A 24,845-nucleotide genomic window follows, 5' to 3' on the forward strand; every position below is an offset into this window, starting at 1 on the left:
ATTCCTGAGAATTCACAATTAACGTACCAAAAGGGATTCCCGGTATTCTTGGGGGGTCATTCCCGTTATTTTCTTAAAAAGTCGGGTAAACGAATGTGCTGCCTCGTATCCCACTTGGAGTGCGACCTCACGTACCATAAAATTCGGGTTCTGAAGCAATTCTTTGGCTCTTCTTATTCGGCAGTCGTCAATGAACTCGGACAGGTTAATTCCCATTTCCTGCTTAAAGAATCGGGATAGATAGGATGGATTGAAATGATGAAGTTCAGCCAATCTTACTAAAGAAAGATCTTTCTCAAGGTTATCCTTGATGTAACTGCATAAAGAATGAATGACAACGTTAGCGCGTTCCTGTTCATTGGACCTCTTGTACCGGACTAATTCATCGGCAGCACGATACAAAAATTGAACTGCATCCTTCATGCATGTATACTCCCCTAAATGCAGCAAACTTCGTTGATCAGGAATCTTCTGTTGAAGACCCCACCGATTGATTGTCGAATGTAATAATAAAGCCAGATTATAGTAGGTTTCCATTGCACGTTCCATCGTAATCTCCTGCTGCAACAATTCGCCTGCAAGTTCCTCAAATATATCGTAAAAAGGCTGAATTCGCCCCGTTTCCAAATATCCTGACATAATCTCAATCCGGTTTGAGATACGCATGGATTCTTTGGGTACATCAGATGAGAGGTCATTGCGATGATCCGTGAGCACCATGGATACGCCATCCCCTATTTTCATCCACTGGAGTAATCTCAGACGTTCATATTGTTTGGTTAACTCGGACCATTCGCAGCTTTGACTGCTTAATGAGAATGCAATGGATACGCCAAGAGATACCATGCAAGCTTCCTGTACCAGTTCCAGTGTGCCTTCTAGAAACCGTACAAGTTTATCATTGGACATCTCTTCTTCCTGCTTGGGCTGAATCAACCAGATTGTATCTCCATAATGGTCCGTTACGCTGACGTACGCTGTTCGATCATGCATTAGAGAAGAACCGATAATGCGAACAGATTCCTGGACTTCTGTGAGGTCCGAACCTTTTTCTGGCGGATTATTGAACCGACCCAGTATGAGATAAATCGGCGAGTTTATCTGTAATCTGATATCTCTTTTGAATAATTCGTCCTGCATATCATTAGTAGAAGCCATAACTGCTGTACAATCTTGAAGCAGCTTCCGCAAGTACTCTTTTTGTTGAATCCGTGCAAGCTGAGAGTTGACTTGATGAGAATGTTCCAACAATTCAAGCATGCTGTGACTTTGCCGGATCTCTTCCATCACATCTTCGACAACAGACATCACCTTGTCATAACCTTCCGTTTTGAGCAAGTAACGTACATTGGCCATCTGAAAAGCTTGATAGGCATAATCAAAATCGCTATGTCCTGTCAGAAAAATGACGCGACAATTCGGCCAACTGGCTTGAATTCGCTCTGTCAGTTCCAAGCCACTCATGCCCGGCATGCGAATGTCTGTTAGAACAATATCAATTCTAGAACGCTGCATCCAGGACAATGCTTCTGTAGCAGAGTATGCCTTACATACATCAAGCTGGTCGGGTATATGTCTGGCGAAAGTTTCATAGAGACTATCCGTAATAATCTCCTCGTCATCTACAATCAAAAGTCGATACATTCGTTCTCTCCTTCTTTCCACTGGATTCGAATTGTGACTTTTAATCCTTGCAATTTACTTCTGGATAGGAAAAGGCCACTTCCTTCTCCATACGTCAGGACCAGACGTCGATGGATATTTATTAACGCGGTCATTTCATCCGTACCTCCGTCCTTATGCAAGCGTTGCTGAAGAGCTTCAATATGTTGCTCATCCAACTCGCTTCCATTATCTTCTACGGTAATCTCGGCATATGAACCTTCCATAGTAAACCCGATAATTAGAAGACCGGAGGCCGTATTCTTTTCAAGGCTGTGTTCATATGCATTCTCAATAATCGGTTGAATAATGAGTCTGGGAACGTGAATATGTTCCATCTCAGCAGGGAGTGACCCAAAATCAACTTTGATTCGTCTGGAGAATCGTAATTGTTGAATCTCTGTATAGATTCGTGAATGCTCCACTTCCACTTTCAACTTCACATGATCGGTTTCATTCCGGGTGATGAACCTGAAATATTCGCCAAGCATATTAGTAAACTGCTCAATACGCTCTGTTTCCCCTGTTCTTGCCAGTGAATTCAGAATAAAGAAGCTATTGTACAGAAAATGAGGATTAATCTGGGATTGGAGCTGTTTCAACTCGGCCCGCTGCATCATCAGTGTTTTCTTGAAATCCCGGTCGATCAGGGATTGAAGATTTTCAATCATGAGGTTGAAACGGGTGTAGAGGAAGCCGAATTCGTCCTTTCGATTATGCGCGATGGGAACATCAAGCATGCCTCCCTCCATTTTTTTGAATCTTTTCACCAACAACAGTAACGGAATATGAATCAACTTGTAGCTAGAATACAGATACGCCGTGATGGCAACAAATGATGTAATTGCAAACAGCCAAGCCCAATGATAGAACTTGCTAAGCGGTTTGGTGACAATGGCCTCGGGTAGATATGTAGCTACGGATAAGCCAAGGGAGTCCATATGCAACTGACTCACATGATACATGGTGTCCCCCACCTTCATCCGAAAGCCATCCAGTGTTCCCTTTATACTGTGCTCACGGTAATTCGCGAGAATAACACTAGCTTGATGGTTATCTGTGATGGCATGCCCCGTTTTGTCCTCAATCAGGAAAGTCGAACTCTCCGGGTACAGATTAAGTCGTGTGAGTTCATTTTGAAAATGATTTGTGTCCAGCTCCACTTGAATGACAAAAAGCGGGGGCTCTCCCCTCGTGCCGGTTAACCTGACGGCACTGAGGTTCAGAGTGTCCTCCTTCACCGTGAAACGTGTCCCTTTTCCTTGCATGCTTGAACCGAAGTATAGGTAAGAACTTTTATTGAAATCGTCGATGCCTTGGATCGCGGATATACTTTTGCCGACAGAAGGGATATGTACATGAACGTTTTTGATATAAGCAGTGCTGTTCTTAAATGAAGCAAGTCGTTCGGTCAGGTAATTTAATGTATCACGCCGCTCAACCTGATCCATCATATCCCAGAGAATCGCCAGACGATTCAATTTTCGATCCTCAACGATATCAAACTGCTGTAATTCCATCCATTCCATCTCTCTGTTCAATTCCACGACATATTGGTTCAACCGTCTCTCCGTTGACAACGATATTTCCTGGCTTGCATTGTCATAACTCCAATGATACAGATACACTCCAAGAAGAATAAGTGGAAGCACGAATACCAGATAGGTAATTATTAATCGCGCAAATATACTATTAAGCCATGATCTAGCAGGGATCTTGATCAATACGTTCACCTCCAATGCCAAAGGCTGAGTTGGTTCCTTGTATGAATAAAGTGAACATTAGTATTCCTTTGGCTTGCTGGTGCGAAACCACGCGTTAACTTCCAATGTGATCTGATCTCCCCCCAGCTTGCGCCAGTTCTCTACGAATTGATCGAACTCATCGATCGACCTGCCTAGAATAATGTTCATATAGGCTTCAAGCTGAAGATCTCGAAGAATGATTTGTCGATCAACCATGGTGTCCGTAATGCCGCCAGTGAACTGGTCATAGAGAAGTTGACCGTTTTGTTCATAAGAATCTGCAATGCTAAAAGCACCCGAAGGCCCATAGGTTTGTTTCCAGCCCCAGCCGCTCTCTACATGGTTCACATCATAGGCTACAATTCGTTTGTGAATGGCGAGAGCTTCATTCTGCAGAGCAGAGTAGTCCCCTGTAATTCTGGCATCCCGAATTTGTTTGTAAGCATCTATATTTTTATTACCGGGAAAAGGAGTCACCGGTGAGAGCATCCACACCGCTTTGGAGTCATCATTGTAGTATGTTTCATACTGTGCCTGATCCCCCCAGTTGATGTCCAGATGCAGATTCATGAGCTTAACCACGACCTCTGGATTAGAGAAGCCTTTTTTTACAGCAAAGTATTGACCAGTGTTGGAACGTAGCGGAACAAACAGACTCTGGTCAGACTTTGCAACAATGGGATATGCCTGCCATTCTACACCGTTATCCGTATCACGGGTGGTCTGAAGCATAAAGGATGTCCACTGTTCCCCGTAGAGCATCCCTATCTTTCCATCCTGAACCATTCTAGACGCCTTGCTTCCACTCTTATAGCCAAAATCCGGATCAAGCTGGCCTTCACGATACATCGTTTGCAATGCCTTCAGAGCCTCTCGGACTTCAGGCTGGATACCTCCATAAGTGAGTTTTCCTTCCGCATCTTTAACCCATATCGTAGGATAGGCACCGTAGCCTGACATCAGTCCTGCAGCTCCCATAACTGGATCCCATAGATGGTTCGTTAGCGCAAGTCCGTACGTATCCTGCTCTCCGTTTCCGTCTGGATCTCCTTCTGTAAACGCTTTCGAAATCTGAAGAAGGTCTTCCATCGTTTCAGGTGGCCGCAGCCCCAGATTCTCCAACCAATCGGTTCTAATCCACAGATATTGTGCAGTCTCAATAGAGGAAGAAGATTCGGGAATAGCCATCAATTTGCCATCAATGGTTGCCGCATCAAATGCTCCTGTTCCCTCTGCCTCTAATATACTCTTCGTAAGTGGTGAAGCATGCTCTTGGTACACATGGGTTAAATCTTCAATCAATCCAGCGTTGCTCAGTTGTCTAAGTTGATATGGATTTACTTTGACCACATCAGGGAAACGTCCTGCAGCAAGGGATACACCCAGTTTCTGATTGTACACATCTCCATTAGCAATCCAGTCGTAGTGAATCTGAATTCCTAGCTCCTTCTCATACAAACGAGTCCAGCGATTATCCAGCATCGTCTCCCCAGGCAACTGGCTAATCATACGCTCAAGGTCATCTCCGGTTTCCCTGACAAAAGAGACTACTATGGGAGGAGAATATTTCTCATATAACGCGGGAAGTTGGATCTGCTGCCCATCTGGCTGCGAATGATGTTGTTTGGAATTTCCATCGGTATGACCTGCTGGTATCGACACAGCAAGGAACAGAATAAAGGTCCATTTTGTTATGTCCAGACATCTCTTATACATGACGACATGCCCCCAGTTCGGTTTGAACAACTCTTTTCTCTCTGTCAACTTTGAATCCATATCATTGTACAACAACTTGTAATTATTGAATACGAAAAGCCGCCGTTGGGCGGCTTTTACATATGTTCATTGTTTCTCTTCCGGATTAATCACACAATATTCGAAATTCGAAAAGTCAGCTGTTCCTCCAACCATTTGGGTTGAATATACAAACAACCCCGTTCGGCAACCCATAAAATGATCCAGTTTATATATCATCTTATGGACAATCCCGATATCTCTCCATTCCGTCCCATTGAAGTAGGCAAAAGAACACTCATCCAGATTGTTCTCAAAATTTCCGAATGCTTTTAGTTTAACTACTGGACCTGACACAGGGATACGTTCATGCTCCGTAGCTGGCTGCTGGTCAATCAGATTACCAAATATGGTCGAGTCCTCACCATCTCTAGCATGCATGACCAAGTAAAACTGGTTATCCTGCTTCGTAAGAGCGATCATTCCGTATGAACCAATCAGAAAGCACAGCCCGGCATAGTCGCCATTATTCAGACGGCTGCCATCAAGCGTAACGATTGCTTCGCAAGCGGGCCCCATTGAACGCTGGGTTAGTGTGTTGACGGCGAATGTCAGATTCGGGCTGATCTGTCCCGTCCGAACACGATAAACCCCGGGTTTCTCTGTGACAGACCAGAGTTCTTGATTAGGGGTATGATTCCATTGCCAAAAGTCATGGAGGCGTATTCTGCCATCTTCTTCGGCTTCATAATTGAAATTGTCGCTACCTATTAACGGATTATAACGGTGCTCTGGTCTGGTGCTCGGAATATCAATCTGCTTTGGAGCTTTGCTCGCAAATATCGGAATACCTTGATCGAAATGGAGTGGAACCAAAACAGGAATTCGCCCTACAGCCCCATGATCCTGAAACAGCATTGCGTACCAGTCCCCATTCGGCGTATCCACGATGCCGCCCTGAGCAACACCAGAATTAAAATAATCCATATCGTCATTAAATACTTCTCCACCAGAGAAGACATCTTCCAGAGATTCAGCCACGTAACACGCCTGTGTTCTCCGGCCGGAAGCTTTCGTAATATGAATTAGGAACACAGTATATTTGCCATTGATCTTGTAGAAATGTGCTCCTTCATAACCAAGGTGATAAGGCTGCTCTTCTTTTACAATCAAGCGATGCACTCCACCCGGTTTGGGACCGGTCAGATCAGAACTTAATTCAGTCAGATAGATCTCGGTATTCCCGTACACAAGATACACTCGTTCATCATCGTCGAAAAATAAAGAGCAATCATGGTAAAATCCCTCCACTACTTGCTTCTTCCACTCACCTGCGATGGAGGTCGACGTGTACAAGTACGTTTTACGGGTATCATTTGCGACAAAAATGACATAGAACATGCCTTTATGATAACGAAGGGATGCGGCCCACATGCCTTTACTATATATTTGCTGACCATTTTCCAGCCGTTGCGCGGGTGTATCGTCCAGTGTGTCGTACACATAGGTAGCTACTTCCCAATGGATCAGATCATATGAACGCAGAATGACACATCCCGGCATCATATGCATGGTTGTACTAACCATGTAATATGTGTCCTCTACACGAATCACGTCAGGATCTGGGTAATCGGCCCAAATAATCGGATTTGGATACATGCTTTAATTACACCTCATTTTTTCTATTAAACTGCCATTCTCTCAAAAGGATAGTTGAGCTGTCTGTTGTACTTTTAAAGATAATGTACAAGTCTTGCACACCTTGCGCACCCGTAACTTTGGTTGTTACTTCCATCCATTGAAGCGATTCGGTGGCGGGCTGAACAATCAGTTCTCCAATTAAAGGTCCGTCGGTGCGATCCATACGGAGCTCCAACGTACCTTCGGTTCCTTGATTCGAAATCATGGCTGAGAAGGTAGAAGGTCCTCCACTTTCAAAATCAGCCTTGGATATAGCTATCCAGCTTTCATTTTGCAGCTTGGCGGCAATGATATTCGAATCTGATAGAGACATCTCACCCGAGTCCGGATATTGCTCAGTGGATACTCTGCTGCTCCATCCAATCGTGGAACCCGTTACCCGCGCATAGGGATTGAAGTACTTGATTTGATCCACGCCCTGATAATCTGCATGTACTTTCTTAATCTTCCCCGTAGCCGCATCATGCTCGACTCGATTCAGATGTGTTGAACGGTAACCTTCGGGGATATTCATGGCTTGGCATAATGTCTGGGCATGATAGGCAATGTACCACTGATCTGCCAGTTGAAATATAGCCTGGTGGTTGTTGCCGCCAATATCAAAGAAGTGTCCGGGATTCTGAAGCAGCGTGCCCTGATATATCCATGGACCCATTGGTTGAACGCTGGTCATATATGCAATCTCACCAGGTGGCGGGCTGCCCTCTGGCCGATCTTCCTTGTCAAAATTGGAACAATACGTATAGTAGTAATTATTATTATATTTATGTATCCCTGAGCTTTCAAACATATAAGGCGCCTGAATAACCTTAGCTGTACCAACGACACTGATCATATCGTCTCCCAACCGCATAACTCTTGCCGTATCAGGTCTTCCTGCTTTCCCTTCCGGAATACCACCGCCAAAGTAAAGGTAAGCCTGATGATCATCATCTACAATTACAGCTGGATCGAACAGCCAAGTTACGTCTTCCACTCCCGGAGTCTCTCTTGTAACAAGTGCTTTTCCGATGGGGTCTACCCATGGACCTACAGGTGTTGGTGCAGACAATACCCCGATTCCACTGGCGTTGTTAGCGAAATATAGAAAGAAGCTATCCTCGCCATCCAAGATTTGATGAGCAGCTGCTGGGGCCCATGATTGCGAAGCCCATGTTGCTGCACCTTGAGGTCCGGCAACTCTGATCTCCCCATGATCAGTCCAGTTGATTAAGTCATCTGAGGAAATGACCGTAATCCGGTTGATTGAACTATAGCTGTTTTTCTGAGGAAGACCATCCTTATCATATTCAAGCTTATCACTTGTCATATATAAGTAGACTCTATTGTTAAATACCAGAGCATAGGGATCGGCTCCGAATTTGTGGGCCACCAAAGGGTTCCCGTTTGGACGAAGCTTTCCAATCTCCCCTAGATTGGCTGCCTGGTCTTGCTTTTGCTCACCTGAATGTGGTGTAGTATGTTGATTCATCGAAATAATCCCCCTAATAATCGTTATTCGTTACGTCTTTTATAAGAAAGCGTTTGCAATACAAAAGGTATCATGATAGGATGATTACATTTTAAGGTAAGCTGAGTACAATTTCATTGCGTTAACCGCTCTATTTATTGCGTGAAATGACGGGAGGTACTTCATGAGTGGATCCTCTGAGTGTTTTTACGATCCCATCCAGCCTGAACTCTTATATCTGCACCGCGTAACAACGTATAAGCTGGAAACGATCTATCATCGCCATAATGCATATGAGATTTACCTGTTCCTACGTGGCAATGTCCACTTTTATGTAGAAAATCGATGCTATCATGTGCAACCCGGGGATTTGCTTGTGATGTCACCCGAGGAGATGCACCGAGCCTTTATTCTGGATGAATCCGAGTATGAGCGCATTACAATCAATCTCAAAAAAACATACCTTTATCAGCTGTCTACACCATCAACTAATCTGTTGTCATGTTTTGATCATCGCCCCAAAGGAAAGGGCAATATCGTACATTTGGACGATCAAAGCTTGAAAATGATGATGCAATGGACAAACGAACTGGAGGAACTGCTTGCTTCGGATGCTTATGGCACGGACATCAAGATTAATGCAGCGGTAGCCCAATTGTTGGTTTTGGTTAACGTCTGGTTTCACAACAACTCATTTGTTCCCAATGACATCATGCCCGAGCTGGTTCGTGAAACGATGGATTATATTGAAATTCATCTAAATCAAGATATTACACTTCGCAAACTTGCCGATGCATTCTATATGAACAGCACATACATCAGCAGACAATTCAAAAAGCATACCGGACTAACAATCCGCTCCTATATTTTGGGTCGTCGTATAGAACGGGCCAAATTCCATCTGTCTGATGGAATGAGTATTACGGATGCATGCTTTCAATCAGGCTTTAGTGACTATGCCAATTTCATTCGCAGTTTTTCCAAAATGGTCGGCATCTCCCCCGGTAAATATATCAAACAAAGACGAGATGCAACGGAAGTCTTACTAAAATAATGACAAGTTCATTCAATGTAAACTGAAAACATCGAGCCATGCAGAATGGCTCGATGTTTTCTAGTTCTTGACGTATTTATCTTCGGATCTGTAAACCAACCATTATTGTGATCATATCCGATAGTTAATTGACCTCTTTTCCCGTCCACAATCTAACACGATCTTTAATCCACTCTGAGTACTGCTGTTCCATCCCAACTGCACCTGCTTTATCAAGTTCTGAAATCATATTGTCATATATGCCTTCAAAGGCACTCGGAGAGGATGTAATTGCTTCCGCAATCCGTTTCTGGATAATATCTTGTGTCTTCTGATACACCACGTTATAATCTCCGCTATCCGTAGGAATCGGCATATTATAAGCAGCGCCCCATTCTCTCACCGGGAACTCATCTCCGTTAGGGAAGAGCTCCTTCCAGGTTGTAATGCCATAACCTTTCAGCGTTTCTTTTTCAATATCAGAGTAACCTTCCTGGATCTGCTCAGGATAGTTGGTTGTATAATAGTTGTCCGTTGAATCTTTGACACCGTCTCCATAATGAGCACCAAAAATAGTGTATAAGTTTATACCAGTTTCTTTGCTGAATGTGCTATTGTCCTTGTTTTTACGCTCCTGAATATCTGCTGGTATTTTGCGAACTCCGTCTTCCACAACGTAATGTTCACCTTCAATCCCCCAGTTCCTCAACACTTGACCTTCCTCAGAAGAAAGCCAATCCAGGAATTTGATGGCCCGGACAGGGTCTTCAGCATTAACGGTTATGCCGATACCATATCCATCAAAGCCCATATTCTGAAAATCTTTGCGTTGAAAGCTGTCATTCAGCGTTACCGGATAGAATCCGTAAGTCATGTCGTCCTTGCCAGCACTTTTAAGGGCATTTTCCGCATCGCTGAATCCCCAAAGCGGATCAAGCACCGATAGAACACGTCCACTGGCGATTTTGGACTTATACTGATCATCCTTTTGTACAAAACTGTCTTTATCCACTAGACCTTCATTATACATTTTGTTCAACCAACGGAAATATTCCTTCTCCTCAGGACGCTTATAATGAAGAACAGCTTCATATGTGTCTGGGTTAATGAAATATTCACCATCCCCAGGTCCTCCAGTTGCCATCACAGCCGGATCGGTAACGGTGATCATTCGCCGCCATCCATCTGCACTGAGTGTCAGCGGGATTGTCGGTTGGCCATCATCGGTAGTTGGATTATTTTTATAATACTCACGCAGGACATTTTCATAATCCTCCAAGGTTTTGATCTCGGGGTATCCAAGCTCTTTGACTACTCGGTGCTGAATAGCAGCACCATTCGTGGCATCGAAGCTTTCTTGATCAATTGCACCATTCGTTGGAATCCAATATATGGATGGATCTTCATTGCTATATTTCAAGCGATTAAACTGCTCACCATAGATTTTTTTCAAATTGGGTGCATGTTCTTCGATCAGATCCGTCAGATCAATCATTGCACCAGCATCAACGAGTCTGCTCAGGTTACCTTTAGGGAATATTAAATCCGGGTAATCACCGCTGGCGGCCATAAGGGATATCCGGTCGTTTCCTCCTCCGCTTGAGATATCGAATTCTGCATTAAGGGTTACACCCGTTTCTTCCGTAATTTTCTTCCCTACAGCATCCTGCATATTGTTCCAGTTAGGACTTGCATCTGCGCCAAAGAAGGTAAACGTAATCGGACTGTTGGGGTCACTGGTATTCGATTCGGAATTCTCTGCAGTGTTTCCGCAACCTGCAGAAACTAGCACAACACTCGTTACGAGACATACTCCTAGCATTTTTGAAACGGCTCTCATTATTTTTCTGCCCCCTAAATGGTGTTAGTTGTAATAATTAATCCAGACATTAAGATGGTTCGCTATGGAGTGGTATACGCTTACATATTCAACCGCTAGTGTACAATTACACTCCCGCCTAACCTATTCCATGCTTAAAGTATAAGGAAGTCTACTAACCCCAACCTTGATTATTAAGCCATGAAAATAGCATGATCTAGACATGAGTCTGAGTAGAATCTGATGAGAATCTGAAGACCAAAAAAGCGATGGTTGCCCATCGCCTCATCACACCAAACCTATTTTTCAATAATATAATTCCAACGTAAATCCTTGGATCTCCGCTTCAACTTCCCGCAACAATTCGATGACTTGATCTGCGTAATCTCCAAGAATTTCTTTGCTCTTCTCGAAGCCAAGCCATTGAACGGTAAGCGGCATACTTACAGCCCCGGTTAAGACATCCCACAGCGCGTCCAGATTGCCTCCGTAGTTCTCGTCTAACTCAAGCTGATTCCGAAGTGCTTGATGCAATTCTTCCTTGCTGTGAATGTGGTATCCGTCAATCTGAATATTGCTCATATCATGACCTCCGTTTATTTTAACTGTTCAAATGACTTGTAATGATCTGTCGTCTTATAGATCAAACCGTCATTCGAGTATAGAATTCGGTCGCTTCCGCGCCGTCCTCCTGTGTAATTGATATCGGCTTCATACCATATCCGGCCTTTTTTGTTAGGGAGTAGTCCTTCCCGGTTCCCGAACACGTCACCGCCGATGCTTTTACCTGGAGCCACTTCATGTAAATTTCCTTCACTGGCTTCCCATCCCAGATCCCTGGCCTCTTTCTTGGTGATATAGTTGGGTGGAAGCTCTTTATGCTCCGAGATATAATTGGCAACCTCATCGAATCCCATATCCTCCGAAACTTGAGGTGATCCGACGTCTAGTAAAGACTCTGATGTACAACCGGAGAACAATAATGCGGCGAGGATGATTACTAATGTGTACGCGAATTTTCTGAAAAACATAATCTTTTCTCCTTTAGATGTTCTTGCTCTGCTGTCTACCGTTTATAAGCCTATCATTGAATTGAGATTCAATCAATAAAAGCAGTTAGTCCTGCTTCATAGTAGCACAGAGTTATCCTTCAACTAAAAAAGCCGCTAAAATAGCGACTTTAAGCGCATCACGAATCATGATCATTCGACACATGTATTATATTATTTTAATTTATCCATCCAGTTCCGCAATGCTACGACAACCTCTTCCAACTGCTCTTCTTCCGCAGTAGCAGGCTGATTGTCTCCTTTTTGCATACCGTATGAGCCGAATTGACCGTGATTCCCACCCTCAATACTGATGTATGTTGTGTCTTCTGGAAGATTTGCTTTGGCGTTCTCCCAGTCTTCCCTGTTAAGCACCCCGTCATCCGAGCCTGTAATCTGTAAGATAGACAAGTCCGTATTCTTCAAGCTACCTCCTTCATCTGCATAAGAAGCCAAGAAAAAGACGCCTTTCAACTTCTCCGTATGCTCGGCAGCATACCGTGATGCGAATGATCCTCCCAATGAATGACCGCCAATAACAAATGCTTCATCGGGATGTTCCTCAATAAAGGAATCAGCCTTGTTCTGACCGAAAATCGCCAAGTTTATTGGCATATTCGCGATGTATACGCGGTGTCCCTGTTCTGCCATTGCTCTGGCAAGCGGAGAATAACTTTCAGGTTCAACCAGACCGCCCGGATAAAAAATAATATTCGGTTCAGTTACCTCTGTACCCACGGGTTCAAACCGGTAACCGTCCTTAATCTTGGTGATATTAACCTGTGCATCACTTGTCATTGCCGCTTCAGCTCGTTCAGAAGGACTATACGTAACCGAATTAACATATACGAAAGCTCCGGCTACGATGATAACGATGGACAAAATCGTCCACGTGATTATCTTCTTCCATTTGTTTGTACGTTGTGCTGTTTTCAATCCTAAAACCACCTTGTCATGAGGATAATGTGTTCTTATTTTAACTCTTCATAAATTATACTTACCGGTAAGTATAATTACAAGATGATTTTGCTAACCATCGTTATTTGTCATAAACTATTCATGGAGGGAAGTTCAATGACAGAAAAATCACACAAACGTTTGCCTGGAAGACCCAAACATGGCGATGACGATATCTCCATTCAGCAAACCATCATACATACAGCTTCAAAGCTATTCATGGAGTATGGCTACGAAGCAGTTACACTTCAGCAAATTGGCAAAGCATGTAACGTGTCAAAACCAACCATTTATTATCATTTCACCAGCAAGCCAGAGCTGTTTAAAGTTGCCTTCACAACGATGCTTCAAAATGTGAGCCGATTAACCTCGCATATGCTCGATCAAGCCGAGAGTCTGGAGTCGGGGCTTGTGCGTTTGGCAGAGGCCAGACTGGCCAATCCACATGCAGAGATTGTAACGATGCTCCGAGAAGCTGAGCCTTTTCTTGACCAGGTCCAAATTCAGGACATACGGGATGCAGAGCATCATATTCACGAAGTGTTAGCCATTCATTTTCAACGGGCAATGGATGAAAACAGACTACGGATGGACGATCCGTTTTTTCTGGCAGAGACCTTCTCGACCATGATGCTAATGGGTAATCGGGAAGATAACCTGAATAAATATGGTTCCAATTTATCATTAGGCCAGAGACTAGTGGATATTTTCATTCGCGGAGCGCAATGAAAATTTGGGGCAACAAGGAGAGCTGATATGAATATCCCCAGAGGAACTTATGGGTTTCGATTCGCCGAAGACAAAGAGCTCCAACTGTGTGTACTCTATGCAGCCGGAAGTGATTCAATAACTGAACCTTCTTATCATTGGGATGGACTTGAACGTTCGGACGGGCCTCTTCTATTATTCCAATATACAACTTCGGGTGAAGGTGTATTTGAGTCAAACAATTGCATACATCATGTTTCCGCAGGACAAGCTTTTTTGGCAGAAATTCCAGGAGCACATCGCTATTACTATGATTCAGCGTCAAAAGAACCTTGGGAGTTTCTGTTCCTGTTGTTCAGGCCCACTCTTATTCTGTCCCATTGGCGAAAATTCCTTCGGGAAGCGGGAGAAGTTCCCTATCTCCCCGTTGATTGTACACCCATCCGATTGTTGCGTATGATCGTGACTGATGCGGCGGCAGGCAGAATCACTGATCCCCTGATTGCATCATCCAGCGTATATCAGTTCATGACAGAATTGACCCGCTTACAGAGAACAACATTACGCAACAAGGAGAATTGGTCTGAAAACATTCAAATAGCCGTTGAATATATAGAGAACAATTACTCCAAGATGATCAGTATTGATCACCTTGCCGAGTATGTTTCCCTTTCCAAATATCACTTTATACGTCGCTTTTCCTCCAGTACAGGCTTGACTCCAGGTGCTTATCTCACCCGTGTACGTACCGAGAAAGCTTTCGAACTGCTGCGCGGAACTACTCTTAGCATTGAAGTCATCGCCGAACAAGTTGGTTATTCCAGTGGAAGTTATTTTATCAAAGCTTTTCGCAGTATAACCGGGGTTACGCCAGGCGAATTTCGAAGCGGTGGTGAAAGCCTTGTGTACCGTAAATTATTCTTCGACTAACCGCAATATTTTGCTATTACACACTCAACATTACTGTAGATATTAATAAAATCCTTTATTATGATGAATTTAGCGAGAGCAATAATTAATCAGTAGAGGAGTATTCCCATGAATCATACGCTTGCAGCATCAACTCCACCGCTTGGCTGGAACAGTTGGGATTGTTACGGTGCGGCTGTTACGGAAGACGAAATTCGTGGCAACGCGGAGTACATGGCAGAACATCTTAAAGACTTCGGCTGGAGCTATATTACGGTCGACATTCAATGGTACGAGCCTTTGGCCAATTCTTCGCAATATCGTCCATTCGTTCCACTAATCATGGATGAATATTCACGGCTTATGCCTGCTGAGAATCGGTTTCCCTCTGCTGCAGGTGGACAGGGATTTAAGCCATTAGCCGACTACGTTCATAGTCTGGGGTTGCAATTTGGCATTCACATCATGCGGGGTATACCACGTCAAGCTGCACATGCAGGGACTTCGATCTTGGGCACAACCGCCACTGCGCGCGATATTGCTCATCCGAACTCCATCTGTCCGTGGAATACGGATATGTATGGTGTCGATAGCTCAAAAGAAGGCGCACAGGCCTATTACGATTCGCTCTTTGAATTATATGCCCAATGGGGCGTTGACTTGGTGAAGGTAGACGATATCGCTGCTTCCAGGCTCTATGATACTCATCAGCCCGAGATTGAGATGATATCCAAAGCGATTGAGCGCTCCGGGCGCCCCATGGTACTGAGTCTCTCTCCTGGGCCTGCTCCGGTGGAATACTCGGAATTCTTAGCCGCACATGCAAACATGTGGCGTGTTACGGATGATTTCTGGGATCTTTGGCCGCTGTTATTGGATATGTTTGATCGCTGCCGGACGTGGCAAGGGGTTCCCCAAGCTGGCTGCTGGCCAGACTGTGATATGTTGCCATTGGGTCATATCGGTATCCGTTCTGTAGACGGTGGTGGAGCGGATCGCTGGACTCGGTTCACACCTGACGAGCAATTAACGATGATGTCACTGTGGAGTATCTTCCGTTCCCCGCTCATTTTTGGTGGTGAACTGCGAGATAACGACGAATGGACGCTGTCCCTGTTAACCAATCGTGAGGTTCTGCGAATGCATCGCGAGAGTTACGGAGCCAGAGAAGCCTTACGCCAAGAAGATCTTATTGTATGGACTGCCCAACATGCGGATGGTTCCGCTTATGTCGCTGTATTTAACCCAGGAGAGAACCCCCTTCCCGTGGATCTGTCTTTTGATAAAATCGGACTATCCGGTATTACCGAAGGTAGCGAATTGTGGAGCGGGGATGCGGCTGAAATTACACTGAATTCTTTAACTACAACTGTGCCAACACACGGTGTACGTCTCTATCGGTTTTCTTAAGCTTCAATAAGAAAAAGAGAGGTCTGTCATTCATTAGGCAGACCTCTCTCATTTTATGTTCATCCTTAAGATGAACTCGACTGATGAACAGTTTTGGACATACGTCCAAATTGAAGCATATATAGCATAGTCATCGCAATAACAAACAAGGCGAGCACAATAAATATATTACTGTACACAAAAGCTGTCTTATTTTGAAGCAGAGGGTTAAGTTGAAGCGTTGCTGTTCCCCCGTCAAGAACCTTTCCTAAGGCAGCAGTAGACACAGACACTGCAATGAAGTTAAACATGGATAGTAGCCCCATCCCTATTCCAATTTGCTCTCTGGGAAGCGTCTGAGCAATGGTATTTGAGACCGCAATTTGCATATAAGACTGACCCAGAACACCAAAAACAAGAAAAAAGGAAATCAAGACCGGTGTAGCACCTACAACTAACGATAAGCTTATAAAACCAACAACAAGTAGTGAAGATGCCGTATACAGTAAAAAAGGATTCCCTTTTTCATCCGCGAGCCTTCCACCTCTGCGTCCGAGAAGTGCAGCTACGAGCGCAGAAGGTAGCATAATGACACCTGTCCATGCTGGGGATAGACCATGTACTTCCGAGAGCAATTGTGGCGTAGTAAATGGAATAGCAGGACTGATAGCGACCAGAAGGAATGCAATTCCCATTCCAGCTGAATAGGCTTTGTTTTGAAATAAGACCGGTTTTACAAACGGCACTTCCGCATAACGAATACGCACGATGAACAGTAGCAATAAGATAATCCCGGTTAGTAGGAACCATGCATTAGATTGGGTTAATGAAAGCAAAAGTGTAGCAACTGTTCCTGCTAATAACGCTCCACCCAAATAATCCATTTTTTCACTGCCGCCTTTTTCATCATCCAGGTATTTTCGATAAAAAGGTAGCGTAGTAAGAGAAAGTAATGGGATCACAAAAAGAAATTCCCAACTCAAAGCGCTCGATACAAATCCGGCCACGATCGGAGCAAGGGCATTTCCAAGAGCTATGCCAATGGCAGAGGTACCCATGGCTTGCCCTCGTCTCTCCGGTGCGAAGTATCGAACGGGAATAATCATGGCCAATGCAGGTATGACCGCTGCACCAGCAGCCTGCACGATCCGTGCGATAATAACCATCCAATACTCTGTTGCCACCATCCCCAGAAGAGAGCCTGCTGCCAATATCCAAAGACCAAACGAAATTAGAACCTTCATGCTGTATTTATCGGTAAGTTTCCCGTAAGTCACTGTACCAATCGCATATACAACTAAATAACCTGTAACGATCCAGCTCGATTGAGAAGCAGTAAGTTGGAACTCTTCGCCAATCACAGGTAATACAACATTAAACATCATTCCATTCATGACTGATATAATCAGTGTAAAAACAAGAACACGGAGTAATAACGCTTCTTTATTGGTGTTCATCATATTCTCCTCAATTCTTTTGAATATATTTAGTCTGTCAGTACTTACTGTCATTAAAAAGCTTAAAAAAACTAGGGAGTTAATGCCCTAGTAAACGTCCATACACTCTCTGTAATGATGCCTTCCAATGAGAGCCCTGGAAAAAGCACTTCTTCTTCGAGATTATTTATGAATACACCATAATTCAATGACATGAATGAAAAAGCTTGCAGTTCAGGATTGATTTTAGCCAACTTTCCTTTATCATACATGATATTAAAGTAATTGGTTAGAATATCCAAAAGTTGTTGAGGATGCTTTACCGTTCTCTCTCTATAACCGGGTAAATTCTGTACTTCCTTGAGGCTAATCATAAACAATTTTCGATTACGGTTCATGATATTATGATATGTCTTGCTGATTAGCAACAAATCTGTATACAGATCCCATACCAGTTTTTCATTGAAGATCCTTGTCATCTCTTCTGCATAATGATATTGGTCAAAGGCAGTCTCTAACAAGTTTTGTTTAGTTTTAAAGAGACGAAACAAGGTTTTCTCACTTAGTCCGGCTGTTGTGGCTATTTCCTGTGTCGTCACACTTTTATAGCCTTTTTTTGAAATTAAATCGATGGCCGTCAACATTAATTTTTCTTTACTGCTAAGATTACTGCTGATGGACATGTTTATATTCCTCCTTCCTGTATGTCAGTATCCACTGTCATTGATGCAATGTTAACTAAAGAACTTTTTATTGTCAAGGTGTATTTCCAATAGCACTTGAAAGCACAAAAAAAGCCGCTAATTTAGCGACCTGGACGGAACTATGATCTTATAATTTTGATTACGAATCGACAAACAACCTTCATAATGCCTTTCATATTCATAAATCCATTTTCTTGATGGAGACGACGGCTTTTCCTTTCACACGGCCTTCTCCAATATCCCGAAAGGCTTGAGCCGCTTCGCTTAACGCATACTCCCGATAAACAATCGGCACGACTTCTCCTGATTCAACAAGTTCTCTCCACACCTCTTGATCCTCATGATTCGGTTTATGGATAAGAAGCATTATTTTCTTATGTTCAAGTCTGGCAATGAACGGTGCACATATCAGATTGAGAAGAATACGGGGCATTGGGCCTCCGATCATTACGTACCTGCCTCCACTACCTAGTGCACGTTTCAAAGCAAAAACCGAGTGCTTTCCGATGACATCCAGAATCAGGTCGTATTGTACACCTACAGCAGTGAAATTCGCTTTCCTGTAATCCAACACATAGTCAGCTCCCACAGCAAGTATCATGTCGAGCTTTTCAGCACTGTCAACGCCAGTCACCTCAGCCCCAAGCAATTTGGCATATTGGATGGCATATGTTCCGACTCCGCCACCGGCGCCATTAATCAGAACACGCTGCCCCTTTTGCAGCTTTCCCCGATCACGTAGACCTTGCAAAGCCAGAACGGCTGCTTGAGGAATAGCCGCTGCCTGCACATAGTCGATACCGGTTGGCTTGAGTGTCAAGGCCTCCTCAGCCGCACATACATATTCCGCGAATCCCCCCCACCCGCAACCGGAAAGATCTCCGAACACCTCGTCTCCTGGTTTGAACCGTGTAGCAGATGCTCCAACGGCGATTACGCGCCCTGCGACGTCTGCGCCAAGAATTCGATAACGCGGCTGCCTTGCCGCGCCGATGCGGTTAACAAATGGCTTCCCACGAAGGAGATCCCAATCCCATGAATTTACCGAAGTCGCATGGACCTCAATTAACACTTCATGATCCTTGGGCATAGGGACAGATACTTTTTCCAATCGCAGGACTTCTGGTGTTCCATAGGTATCATATACCAATGCATTCATGAAGTTATTTCCCGATTTTTGGGGTAATCCAGCATGATACGTTTTTCCGCCCATGATCAGTCTCCATTCGATAGACATAGTTGTATCCATGGTCCATTACGCATACCCAATCTTCCTGTCAAACAACGGATACGTTGATATATATTCAGCGGTTTCACTTGTAGAAGATTTGTAATGTTGGAATACTTAAAATGCGGGATCATCCATGGCATGAACGGCAAGATGAAATGCTTTCATTCTTCTTTCCAGAAGAGTCTTTTGAGGGCTACCTTCTTTGGCCTTGGCATACATGCTCTCAAGGGATGGAAACAATCCAATCAAGACAAGACGGGCTTCTGTTATATCTTCCTTCGTGTATGAATGAGCTTTTTGATTCCACTGTTTATCCAACAAAGCTAGACCAATGTAAAAAGCTTGGAGACGTTTCTGTAGCAATGTTGTGTTATTACTATTCTGAGTCATATTCACTAAGGCATTTTCCGATTTGCGGATGGTTGATTGAAAGGCTTTGATGGATTCCAGTTTGTCTTCCTGTGACACATTTTCCATGGAGTACAGACCTCGCTTTCTTGCTTGATTTGGTATTCAAATATATATTAAATTAAATCACCTCATAAATATAACAAAAAAAGCCGCTAAAACTAGCGACTTTCAAGTGATAACTGTATAGTCTTGATCAGTTCTAGAGTACCTTTTCCAAAAAGCTGATCGTCCGTTCATTCTTCGGATTTCCAAATATCTGTTCAGGGGTACCCTGCTCGACAATATATCCACCGTCCATGAAGATGACGCGATCAGCTACTTCACGTGCAAAACCCATCTCGTGTGTAACAATGATCATCGTCATACCTTCGCTGGCGAGATCTTTCATAACCCCCAGAACTTCGCCTACCATCTCTGGATCAAGCGCCGAAGTCGGTTCATCAAATAACATCACATCCGGGTTCATGGCAAGCGCACGAGCGATAGCAACCCGTTGTTTTTGCCCACCCGAGAGTTGACTGGGGAAACTATCCGCTTTATCAGACAACCCGACACGATCGAGTAAGCTAAGGCCCGTTTTTCGAGCCTCTTCTGCGTTTAAAACCCCTAATTCTCTTGGCGCAAACATTATATTTTTCAAGACGTTAAAATGAGGGAATAAGTTAAAATGTTGAAATACCATGCCGATATTTTCACGCGCTTTGTTAATGTTGGTTTTAGGATCATTGAGGTCCTGATCATCCACGATAACTCGACCTGCTGTGATATCCTCCAATTGGTTGATGCAGCGCAAGAAGGTACTTTTTCCTGAGCCGGAAGGTCCGATGACACAGACGACTTCTCCTTCGTTGACCGCTACATCAATTCCCTTGAGAACCTGATTCGAGCCGAAACTTTTCTTCAAACCTTCAACTTTAATTTTAGCCACGACGAACCTTCACCTCCAGATAATCAGCAACTTTGGTCAATGTGATGATAACAATCAGATACATAACCGCAACCGTTAACCAAATGTCAAAAGAGGAGAACGTTCTTGCGATGACAATTTTACCCGATTGTGTCAACTCTACGAGACCAATAACGGATAGAATGGACGTATCCTTCAGCGTGATCACCATCTGGTTAATGAAGGACGGAATCATAACCCGCACCGCCTGCGGAATGACGATCTTGATCATCGCTTTGCGATAAGGAAGTCCCAATGAACGGGCAGCTTCCATCTGACCACGATCAATCGATTGAATCCCGCCTCGGATAATCTCAGTTACATATGCTCCTGCGTTCAAACTAAGTGTCAGAATAGCCGCCAAGAACAATGGCATCGTGAAGCCCATCGCCTGTGGAATCCCGAAATAGATAAAGAATGCCAGGACAATCAGCGGAATACCGCGGAAGATATCTACAAATACAGTGGCAACACCACGTAGGAATTTGTTCTGTCCCACTTTCATGAATCCGAATATCAAACCAATGATAAACGCGAAGAACAGTGACACAATCGTATATATAAGTGTGTTCCCCAGACCTTTAAACAAGGCAGGAAGAGATTTCTGAATGAGCTCCCAGCGACCTTGATTGGCGACTTGGGCATTCTCTCCAACATATTCCGCAATAATGCGCTCATACTCACCGTTAGCTTTGATATTCACGAGACCAGCATTGAACATCTCCAGAAGCTCCTGATTTTTCCCCTTACTTACCGCAAAACCGTAGGAAGCCCCGTCTTCTTTGTCAGTAACCACCTTCAGACCATTATTCTGTTTTACCCCGAATTTCAGTACAGGTTCATCTTCAAAACAGGCGGCGGAATTACCGGTCTTAACATCATCATACATTTGGGAAGAATCGTCGAATGGAACAATGGTAAATCCATATTTCGAAGCGATGGATTCAGCAAAGCTGTACCCTTCTGTACCCGTTTTCACGGCGACCTTTTTACCACGAAGATCCTCGTAGCTCTTTATGGTATCATTGTTCGCGCTAATACCCATGACTACGCCTGAATCATAATATGGCTCTGAAAAATCAAATTTTGCTTTTCTTTCATCCGTAATACTCATGCCTGCAATGACACCATCAACCTGATTGGCCTCAAGTGCCTGTACAGCTGCGTTAAATCCGAGAGCTTTGATTTGGTACTTGAAATTTTGGTCTTTGGCAATGGCATCCAGCAAATCCATATCAATACCTACATAATCACCATTCTCGTCTTGATATTCGAATGGAGCAAATGTGATATCGGTTCCGATAATATAAGTTTTACCTGAATCGGATGCTGCAGCAGCGTTCCCAACCCACCCTGATAGACCGCTCACCAGGAGCAGCATCAGTGAAAGTATAAAAAATGAGATCTTCGTTGTTTTCATGTGTCCTCCCCGTCTCGGTTGTCCGAATAATCATTATTTTCTTTGGAATCGGTATTACTGTTATGCTTCTTGTCGATCTTCTGCCCATTTGATTGTTATTATTTACTGTATATTAACAATCAATGCCCTGCCTTTCCACTTGCAACATTTTCCTCCGTCATTTTTTTCCAACCAGTAAAAGCCCTCTTCATACTTACCCTCTAGGTAAGCTATGCGAAACCCAATATTACATTGTGGATCTCATAAAAAGGTACATTTACTTTAAAACGTAATATTTAAAATTTAAAACTCAAAAAAGCCGCGATTTCCGCGACTTTTTATTGTACAGTTTTTTATCATCTATTAATTTTCTCTGGTTGTCAATACAATCCCGAAACTCGAACCGGCTTCACCCGCGAACACAATGGTTCCGTTCTCAGGCAATACAATTTCGTTTTGTCCACTGACCACTGTATGATTAATACCTACACCTGCTTGGTCATATACAGCAAATGCGCTGTTTGAAGACATCTTGACCGTCATTTCTTTACCTGCGGCCGATGCCGGAATTGAGTACCATGTAGCATGACCATTCGCTTGAATTGTTGTCTTCGAATATCTTCCCGCATAGATCGGTTTTATGATATCTTGAGCGGCATAGACATTGCCTCCGGCTGTAACGTATTCCACACCATTTTCCTCATAGAAATTGAACTCCATTGTGTCACGTCCTGCTAATCCAGGAATTTGCAATTGGTTTACGGCTTGGTTAGCTCCCATAATTTTATTGGTGTAGATATAACCAGGCAGCTCATTAAAAGTATGAATGGGAATGATCGGCATAGCTGCATTGTACAATGTGGATGTGTATTTTTCATTGACCAACACGTATGCTTTGCCTTGCCGTTTCTGCCATGCTGCCTTTGCTTCTGAAGACAGTTCATTAGTTTCAAGCTTTTCTGCTTTATATTCAGAAGAAGCAACTTGTCCAAGTCCGGGAACAGACTGATACGAGCGAGACCACAAGTATGTGTTTCCGTTGACTTCCTGAACGAATTTGAGCTTTTCCGTACCCTCATCATTAATGAATGAGCCATCAGCGCTGTAAGTATATGTCTGATCTTGGCTGTTAGGAGAGGACAAGTTAGATAGCGTTAATTGTCCACCATCCTTCACGGCCAAGTTCAATAACATGTTTGCACCACCGCCATACGTACCCGTATGCTTTGTAAGTTCCTTCGGCATGGCTGTTTTTACCGGTACACCATGTGACTTCTCCGGTTTACGCTCTGAAATAATATTTTTTTCCTCAAGCGCACCAAGCAACAGTTCGGTTGCCAGCAATTGATCGGTTGAGCTGTGACCACCCGAAGAGGTTACGGCAGCAGCCATGTTATATTCCGGTAACACAATCAATGAGGAATGATAGGTTATCGTATTGCCACCTTTGCTTACTGCCTGAATGCCGTAATCATTAAAAGGAAACAGGTTCACGCTGTCCCATCCCAGGCCATAGCCAATGGACGAATCGCCTTCTTCCGGCCACATGCCTCTTTTGTATTCTTCTTGCTGCATGGCCTCTACAGATTGCTGTGAAAGAACCGTTTCAACCTCACCTGTAAAGATTTTCGAGAATTGGACTAGGTCTTCTGCGGTGGAATAGATACCTCCCGACCCAATCATATTGGTAGTCTCTAATGGAAGTTTCTCCTCTTGCGACGAGGAATATGTTGCTGCCATTTGGCTAAGGTCCACAATATCCTGCGGTGTTTTAGTATGATCCATCCCAAGTGGTTCCGTTATGTAACGGTGCATGAACGTGGTGAAACTCATGCCGCTGACCCGTTCAACCAGAATTTCAGCTAATGTAAAACCATCGTTACTATACACCGAGTATGCACCAGGATCGGCCTTCAGATGTTGCGTCGCCAATTGTTCCAGTAACGTATCATGTGCATAGGTATCATGATCTCCAAACAGAATTGCACTGTTACTTGACGTTCCGAGAAGTCCGGATGAATGATTCAGGAGCATACGTGGTGTAATCTTATCGTAACGATTGTCTTTCATTTTAAAGTCTGGGATATACTTCACGACAGGCTCATCAAGATCGATTTTACCTTGTTCCACCAGCTTCATTACGGCGGTAGCAAGTACCATTTTACTGGTTGAACCAATGCCATACATGGTATCAGACGAAAGCGGAATGTTGTTTTTTAAGCCATCTTTGCTGGCCTGACCGGAAATTACAATCTCGCCCCCATCCATCAGTGCGTACTGTACACTTGTCGTAGCGTATGATTCGGTAAGTATCTTCGCCTTCTCACTTGCTGCCTTTTTAGTTACATCATACGTAGGTCTACCACCATCACTGGTAGCGGGTGTGGCCATGGCCGACATTGGGGACATCATCGCAAGCACCAAGGTTATGGCTGCGATAGAACTTCGTTTCTTTCGTGTCAATCTCATCTTCTCCTGTCTAGTCTATGGATTAGGAATCTCTGTGGTGTTACTCCCGTAGTGTAACCGAACATGATGAACTGTCTATGGCTTGAATATGAA

20 protein-coding genes are annotated in these 24,845 nt (G+C 43.9%); 4 read left to right on the plus strand and 16 right to left on the minus strand.

Annotated features, from left to right (window positions below; all coding sequences use genetic code 11):
- Window positions 1-18 precede the first annotated feature (18 nt).
- The 5 genes from ACX9NY_RS08970 to ACX9NY_RS08990 form a co-directional block, all read right to left on the minus strand.
- The gene (locus ACX9NY_RS08970; protein WP_339242673.1) at window positions 19-1,644 is read right to left on the minus strand and encodes a response regulator; all 1,626 of its coding nucleotides are present in this window, start codon (window positions 1,642-1,644) and stop codon (window positions 19-21) included.
- Window positions 1,629-3,395 (minus strand): sensor histidine kinase, encoded by a 1,767-nt coding sequence (locus ACX9NY_RS08975; protein WP_339243067.1) that lies wholly within the window; start codon window positions 3,393-3,395, stop codon window positions 1,629-1,631. The genes ACX9NY_RS08970 and ACX9NY_RS08975 overlap by 16 nt, the downstream gene beginning before the upstream one ends.
- Before the next feature lie 48 nt (window positions 3,396-3,443).
- Window positions 3,444-5,123, minus strand: coding sequence for an extracellular solute-binding protein (locus ACX9NY_RS08980; RefSeq protein ID WP_472478215.1), 1,680 nt, complete (start codon window positions 5,121-5,123; stop codon window positions 3,444-3,446).
- 126 nt (window positions 5,124-5,249) lie between these two features.
- Window positions 5,250-6,800: a glycoside hydrolase family 43 protein gene (locus tag ACX9NY_RS08985; protein WP_472478217.1), complete on the minus strand. Its 1,551-nt coding sequence runs from the start codon at window positions 6,798-6,800 to the stop codon at window positions 5,250-5,252.
- A 7-nt stretch (window positions 6,801-6,807) separates the two neighbouring features.
- Complete coding sequence (locus ACX9NY_RS08990; protein ID WP_472478219.1) at window positions 6,808-8,313, minus strand: glycoside hydrolase family 43 protein; 1,506 nt, start codon at window positions 8,311-8,313, stop codon at window positions 6,808-6,810.
- Window positions 8,314-8,476: 163 nt separating this feature from the next.
- Between ACX9NY_RS08990 and ACX9NY_RS08995 the strand changes: the two genes are divergently transcribed.
- Window positions 8,477-9,346: an AraC family transcriptional regulator gene (locus ACX9NY_RS08995; protein WP_339261161.1), complete on the plus strand. Its 870-nt coding sequence runs from the start codon at window positions 8,477-8,479 to the stop codon at window positions 9,344-9,346.
- 124 nt (window positions 9,347-9,470) lie between these two features.
- Here ACX9NY_RS08995 and ACX9NY_RS09000 read toward each other — a convergent pair whose 3' ends face one another.
- The 4 genes from ACX9NY_RS09000 to ACX9NY_RS09015 form a co-directional block, all read right to left on the minus strand.
- Entirely contained in the window at window positions 9,471-11,165 is a 1,695-nt protein-coding gene (locus tag ACX9NY_RS09000; RefSeq protein ID WP_472478221.1) for an ABC transporter substrate-binding protein, read from the minus strand.
- Window positions 11,166-11,450: 285 nt separating this feature from the next.
- A complete protein-coding gene (locus ACX9NY_RS09005) occupies window positions 11,451-11,726 on the minus strand; it encodes a barstar family protein (RefSeq protein ID WP_472478223.1) in 276 nt (91 codons plus the stop codon).
- A 14-nt stretch (window positions 11,727-11,740) separates the two neighbouring features.
- Entirely contained in the window at window positions 11,741-12,175 is a 435-nt protein-coding gene (locus ACX9NY_RS09010) for a ribonuclease domain-containing protein (RefSeq protein ID WP_339261160.1), read from the minus strand.
- 192 nt (window positions 12,176-12,367) lie between these two features.
- Window positions 12,368-13,129, minus strand: coding sequence for an alpha/beta fold hydrolase (locus tag ACX9NY_RS09015; RefSeq protein ID WP_342573123.1), 762 nt, complete (start codon window positions 13,127-13,129; stop codon window positions 12,368-12,370).
- Window positions 13,130-13,267: 138 nt separating this feature from the next.
- Here ACX9NY_RS09015 and ACX9NY_RS09020 point away from each other — a divergent pair, with 138 nt between their 5' ends.
- The 3 genes from ACX9NY_RS09020 to ACX9NY_RS09030 all read left to right on the plus strand — a co-directional run bounded on the left by ACX9NY_RS09020 (window position 13,268) and on the right by ACX9NY_RS09030 (window position 16,177).
- A complete protein-coding gene (locus ACX9NY_RS09020; protein WP_472478226.1) occupies window positions 13,268-13,879 on the plus strand; it encodes a TetR/AcrR family transcriptional regulator in 612 nt (203 codons plus the stop codon).
- A gap of 27 nt (window positions 13,880-13,906) precedes the next feature.
- Window positions 13,907-14,788, plus strand: coding sequence for a helix-turn-helix domain-containing protein (locus ACX9NY_RS09025; protein ID WP_472478228.1), 882 nt, complete (start codon window positions 13,907-13,909; stop codon window positions 14,786-14,788).
- A gap of 108 nt (window positions 14,789-14,896) precedes the next feature.
- On the plus strand, window positions 14,897-16,177 hold the full coding sequence (locus tag ACX9NY_RS09030; RefSeq protein WP_472478230.1) for a glycoside hydrolase family 27 protein: 1,281 nt from the start codon (window positions 14,897-14,899) through the stop codon (window positions 16,175-16,177).
- 65 nt (window positions 16,178-16,242) lie between these two features.
- Here ACX9NY_RS09030 and ACX9NY_RS09035 read toward each other — a convergent pair whose 3' ends face one another.
- The 7 genes from ACX9NY_RS09035 to ACX9NY_RS09065 all read right to left on the minus strand — a co-directional run bounded on the left by ACX9NY_RS09035 (window position 16,243) and on the right by ACX9NY_RS09065 (window position 24,752).
- Entirely contained in the window at window positions 16,243-17,616 is a 1,374-nt protein-coding gene (locus ACX9NY_RS09035; protein ID WP_472478232.1) for an MFS transporter, read from the minus strand.
- 68 nt (window positions 17,617-17,684) lie between these two features.
- The gene (locus tag ACX9NY_RS09040) at window positions 17,685-18,275 is read right to left on the minus strand and encodes a TetR/AcrR family transcriptional regulator (RefSeq protein ID WP_472478234.1); all 591 of its coding nucleotides are present in this window, start codon (window positions 18,273-18,275) and stop codon (window positions 17,685-17,687) included.
- Window positions 18,276-18,474: 199 nt separating this feature from the next.
- Window positions 18,475-19,509, minus strand: a complete 1,035-nt coding sequence (locus ACX9NY_RS09045) for an NAD(P)-dependent alcohol dehydrogenase (protein ID WP_339261150.1) — start codon at window positions 19,507-19,509, stop codon at window positions 18,475-18,477.
- A 132-nt stretch (window positions 19,510-19,641) separates the two neighbouring features.
- Entirely contained in the window at window positions 19,642-20,004 is a 363-nt protein-coding gene (locus tag ACX9NY_RS09050; RefSeq protein ID WP_472478236.1) for a hypothetical protein, read from the minus strand.
- A 133-nt stretch (window positions 20,005-20,137) separates the two neighbouring features.
- Entirely contained in the window at window positions 20,138-20,866 is a 729-nt protein-coding gene (locus tag ACX9NY_RS09055) for an amino acid ABC transporter ATP-binding protein (RefSeq protein ID WP_339242646.1), read from the minus strand.
- On the minus strand, window positions 20,859-22,304 hold the full coding sequence (locus tag ACX9NY_RS09060; RefSeq protein ID WP_472478239.1) for an amino acid ABC transporter substrate-binding protein/permease: 1,446 nt from the start codon (window positions 22,302-22,304) through the stop codon (window positions 20,859-20,861). The genes ACX9NY_RS09055 and ACX9NY_RS09060 overlap by 8 nt, the downstream gene beginning before the upstream one ends.
- Window positions 22,305-22,646: 342 nt before the next feature.
- Complete coding sequence (locus ACX9NY_RS09065) at window positions 22,647-24,752, minus strand: serine hydrolase domain-containing protein (RefSeq protein ID WP_472478241.1); 2,106 nt, start codon at window positions 24,750-24,752, stop codon at window positions 22,647-22,649.
- Between the last annotated feature and the right edge of the window lie 93 nt (window positions 24,753-24,845).

This window comes from Paenibacillus sp. CB74 (genome assembly GCF_055687625.1).

Excerpts from the sequence above, each read along its gene's own strand:
- ACX9NY_RS08970 (WP_339242673.1), bottom strand. The coding sequence starts at position 1,644 with ATGTATCGACTTTTGATTGTAGATGACGAGGAGATTATTACGGATAGT.
- ACX9NY_RS08980 (WP_472478215.1), bottom strand. The coding sequence starts at position 5,123 with ATGTATAAGAGATGTCTGGACATAACAAAATGGACCTTTATTCTGTTC.
- ACX9NY_RS08985 (WP_472478217.1), bottom strand. The coding sequence starts at position 6,800 with ATGTATCCAAATCCGATTATTTGGGCCGATTACCCAGATCCTGACGTG.
- ACX9NY_RS08990 (WP_472478219.1), bottom strand. The coding sequence starts at position 8,313 with ATGAATCAACATACTACACCACATTCAGGTGAGCAAAAGCAAGACCAG.
- ACX9NY_RS08995 (WP_339261161.1), top strand. The coding sequence starts at position 8,477 with ATGAGTGGATCCTCTGAGTGTTTTTACGATCCCATCCAGCCTGAACTC.
- ACX9NY_RS09000 (WP_472478221.1), bottom strand. The coding sequence starts at position 11,165 with ATGAGAGCCGTTTCAAAAATGCTAGGAGTATGTCTCGTAACGAGTGTT.
- ACX9NY_RS09005 (WP_472478223.1), bottom strand. The coding sequence starts at position 11,726 with ATGAGCAATATTCAGATTGACGGATACCACATTCACAGCAAGGAAGAA.
- ACX9NY_RS09010 (WP_339261160.1), bottom strand. The coding sequence starts at position 12,175 with ATGTTTTTCAGAAAATTCGCGTACACATTAGTAATCATCCTCGCCGCA.
- ACX9NY_RS09020 (WP_472478226.1), top strand. The coding sequence starts at position 13,268 with ATGACAGAAAAATCACACAAACGTTTGCCTGGAAGACCCAAACATGGC.
- ACX9NY_RS09025 (WP_472478228.1), top strand. The coding sequence starts at position 13,907 with ATGAATATCCCCAGAGGAACTTATGGGTTTCGATTCGCCGAAGACAAA.
- ACX9NY_RS09030 (WP_472478230.1), top strand. The coding sequence starts at position 14,897 with ATGAATCATACGCTTGCAGCATCAACTCCACCGCTTGGCTGGAACAGT.
- ACX9NY_RS09035 (WP_472478232.1), bottom strand. The coding sequence starts at position 17,616 with ATGATGAACACCAATAAAGAAGCGTTATTACTCCGTGTTCTTGTTTTT.
- ACX9NY_RS09040 (WP_472478234.1), bottom strand. The coding sequence starts at position 18,275 with ATGTCCATCAGCAGTAATCTTAGCAGTAAAGAAAAATTAATGTTGACG.
- ACX9NY_RS09045 (WP_339261150.1), bottom strand. The coding sequence starts at position 19,509 with ATGGGCGGAAAAACGTATCATGCTGGATTACCCCAAAAATCGGGAAAT.
- ACX9NY_RS09050 (WP_472478236.1), bottom strand. The coding sequence starts at position 20,004 with ATGGAAAATGTGTCACAGGAAGACAAACTGGAATCCATCAAAGCCTTT.
- ACX9NY_RS09060 (WP_472478239.1), bottom strand. The coding sequence starts at position 22,304 with ATGAAAACAACGAAGATCTCATTTTTTATACTTTCACTGATGCTGCTC.
- ACX9NY_RS09065 (WP_472478241.1), bottom strand. The coding sequence starts at position 24,752 with ATGAGATTGACACGAAAGAAACGAAGTTCTATCGCAGCCATAACCTTG.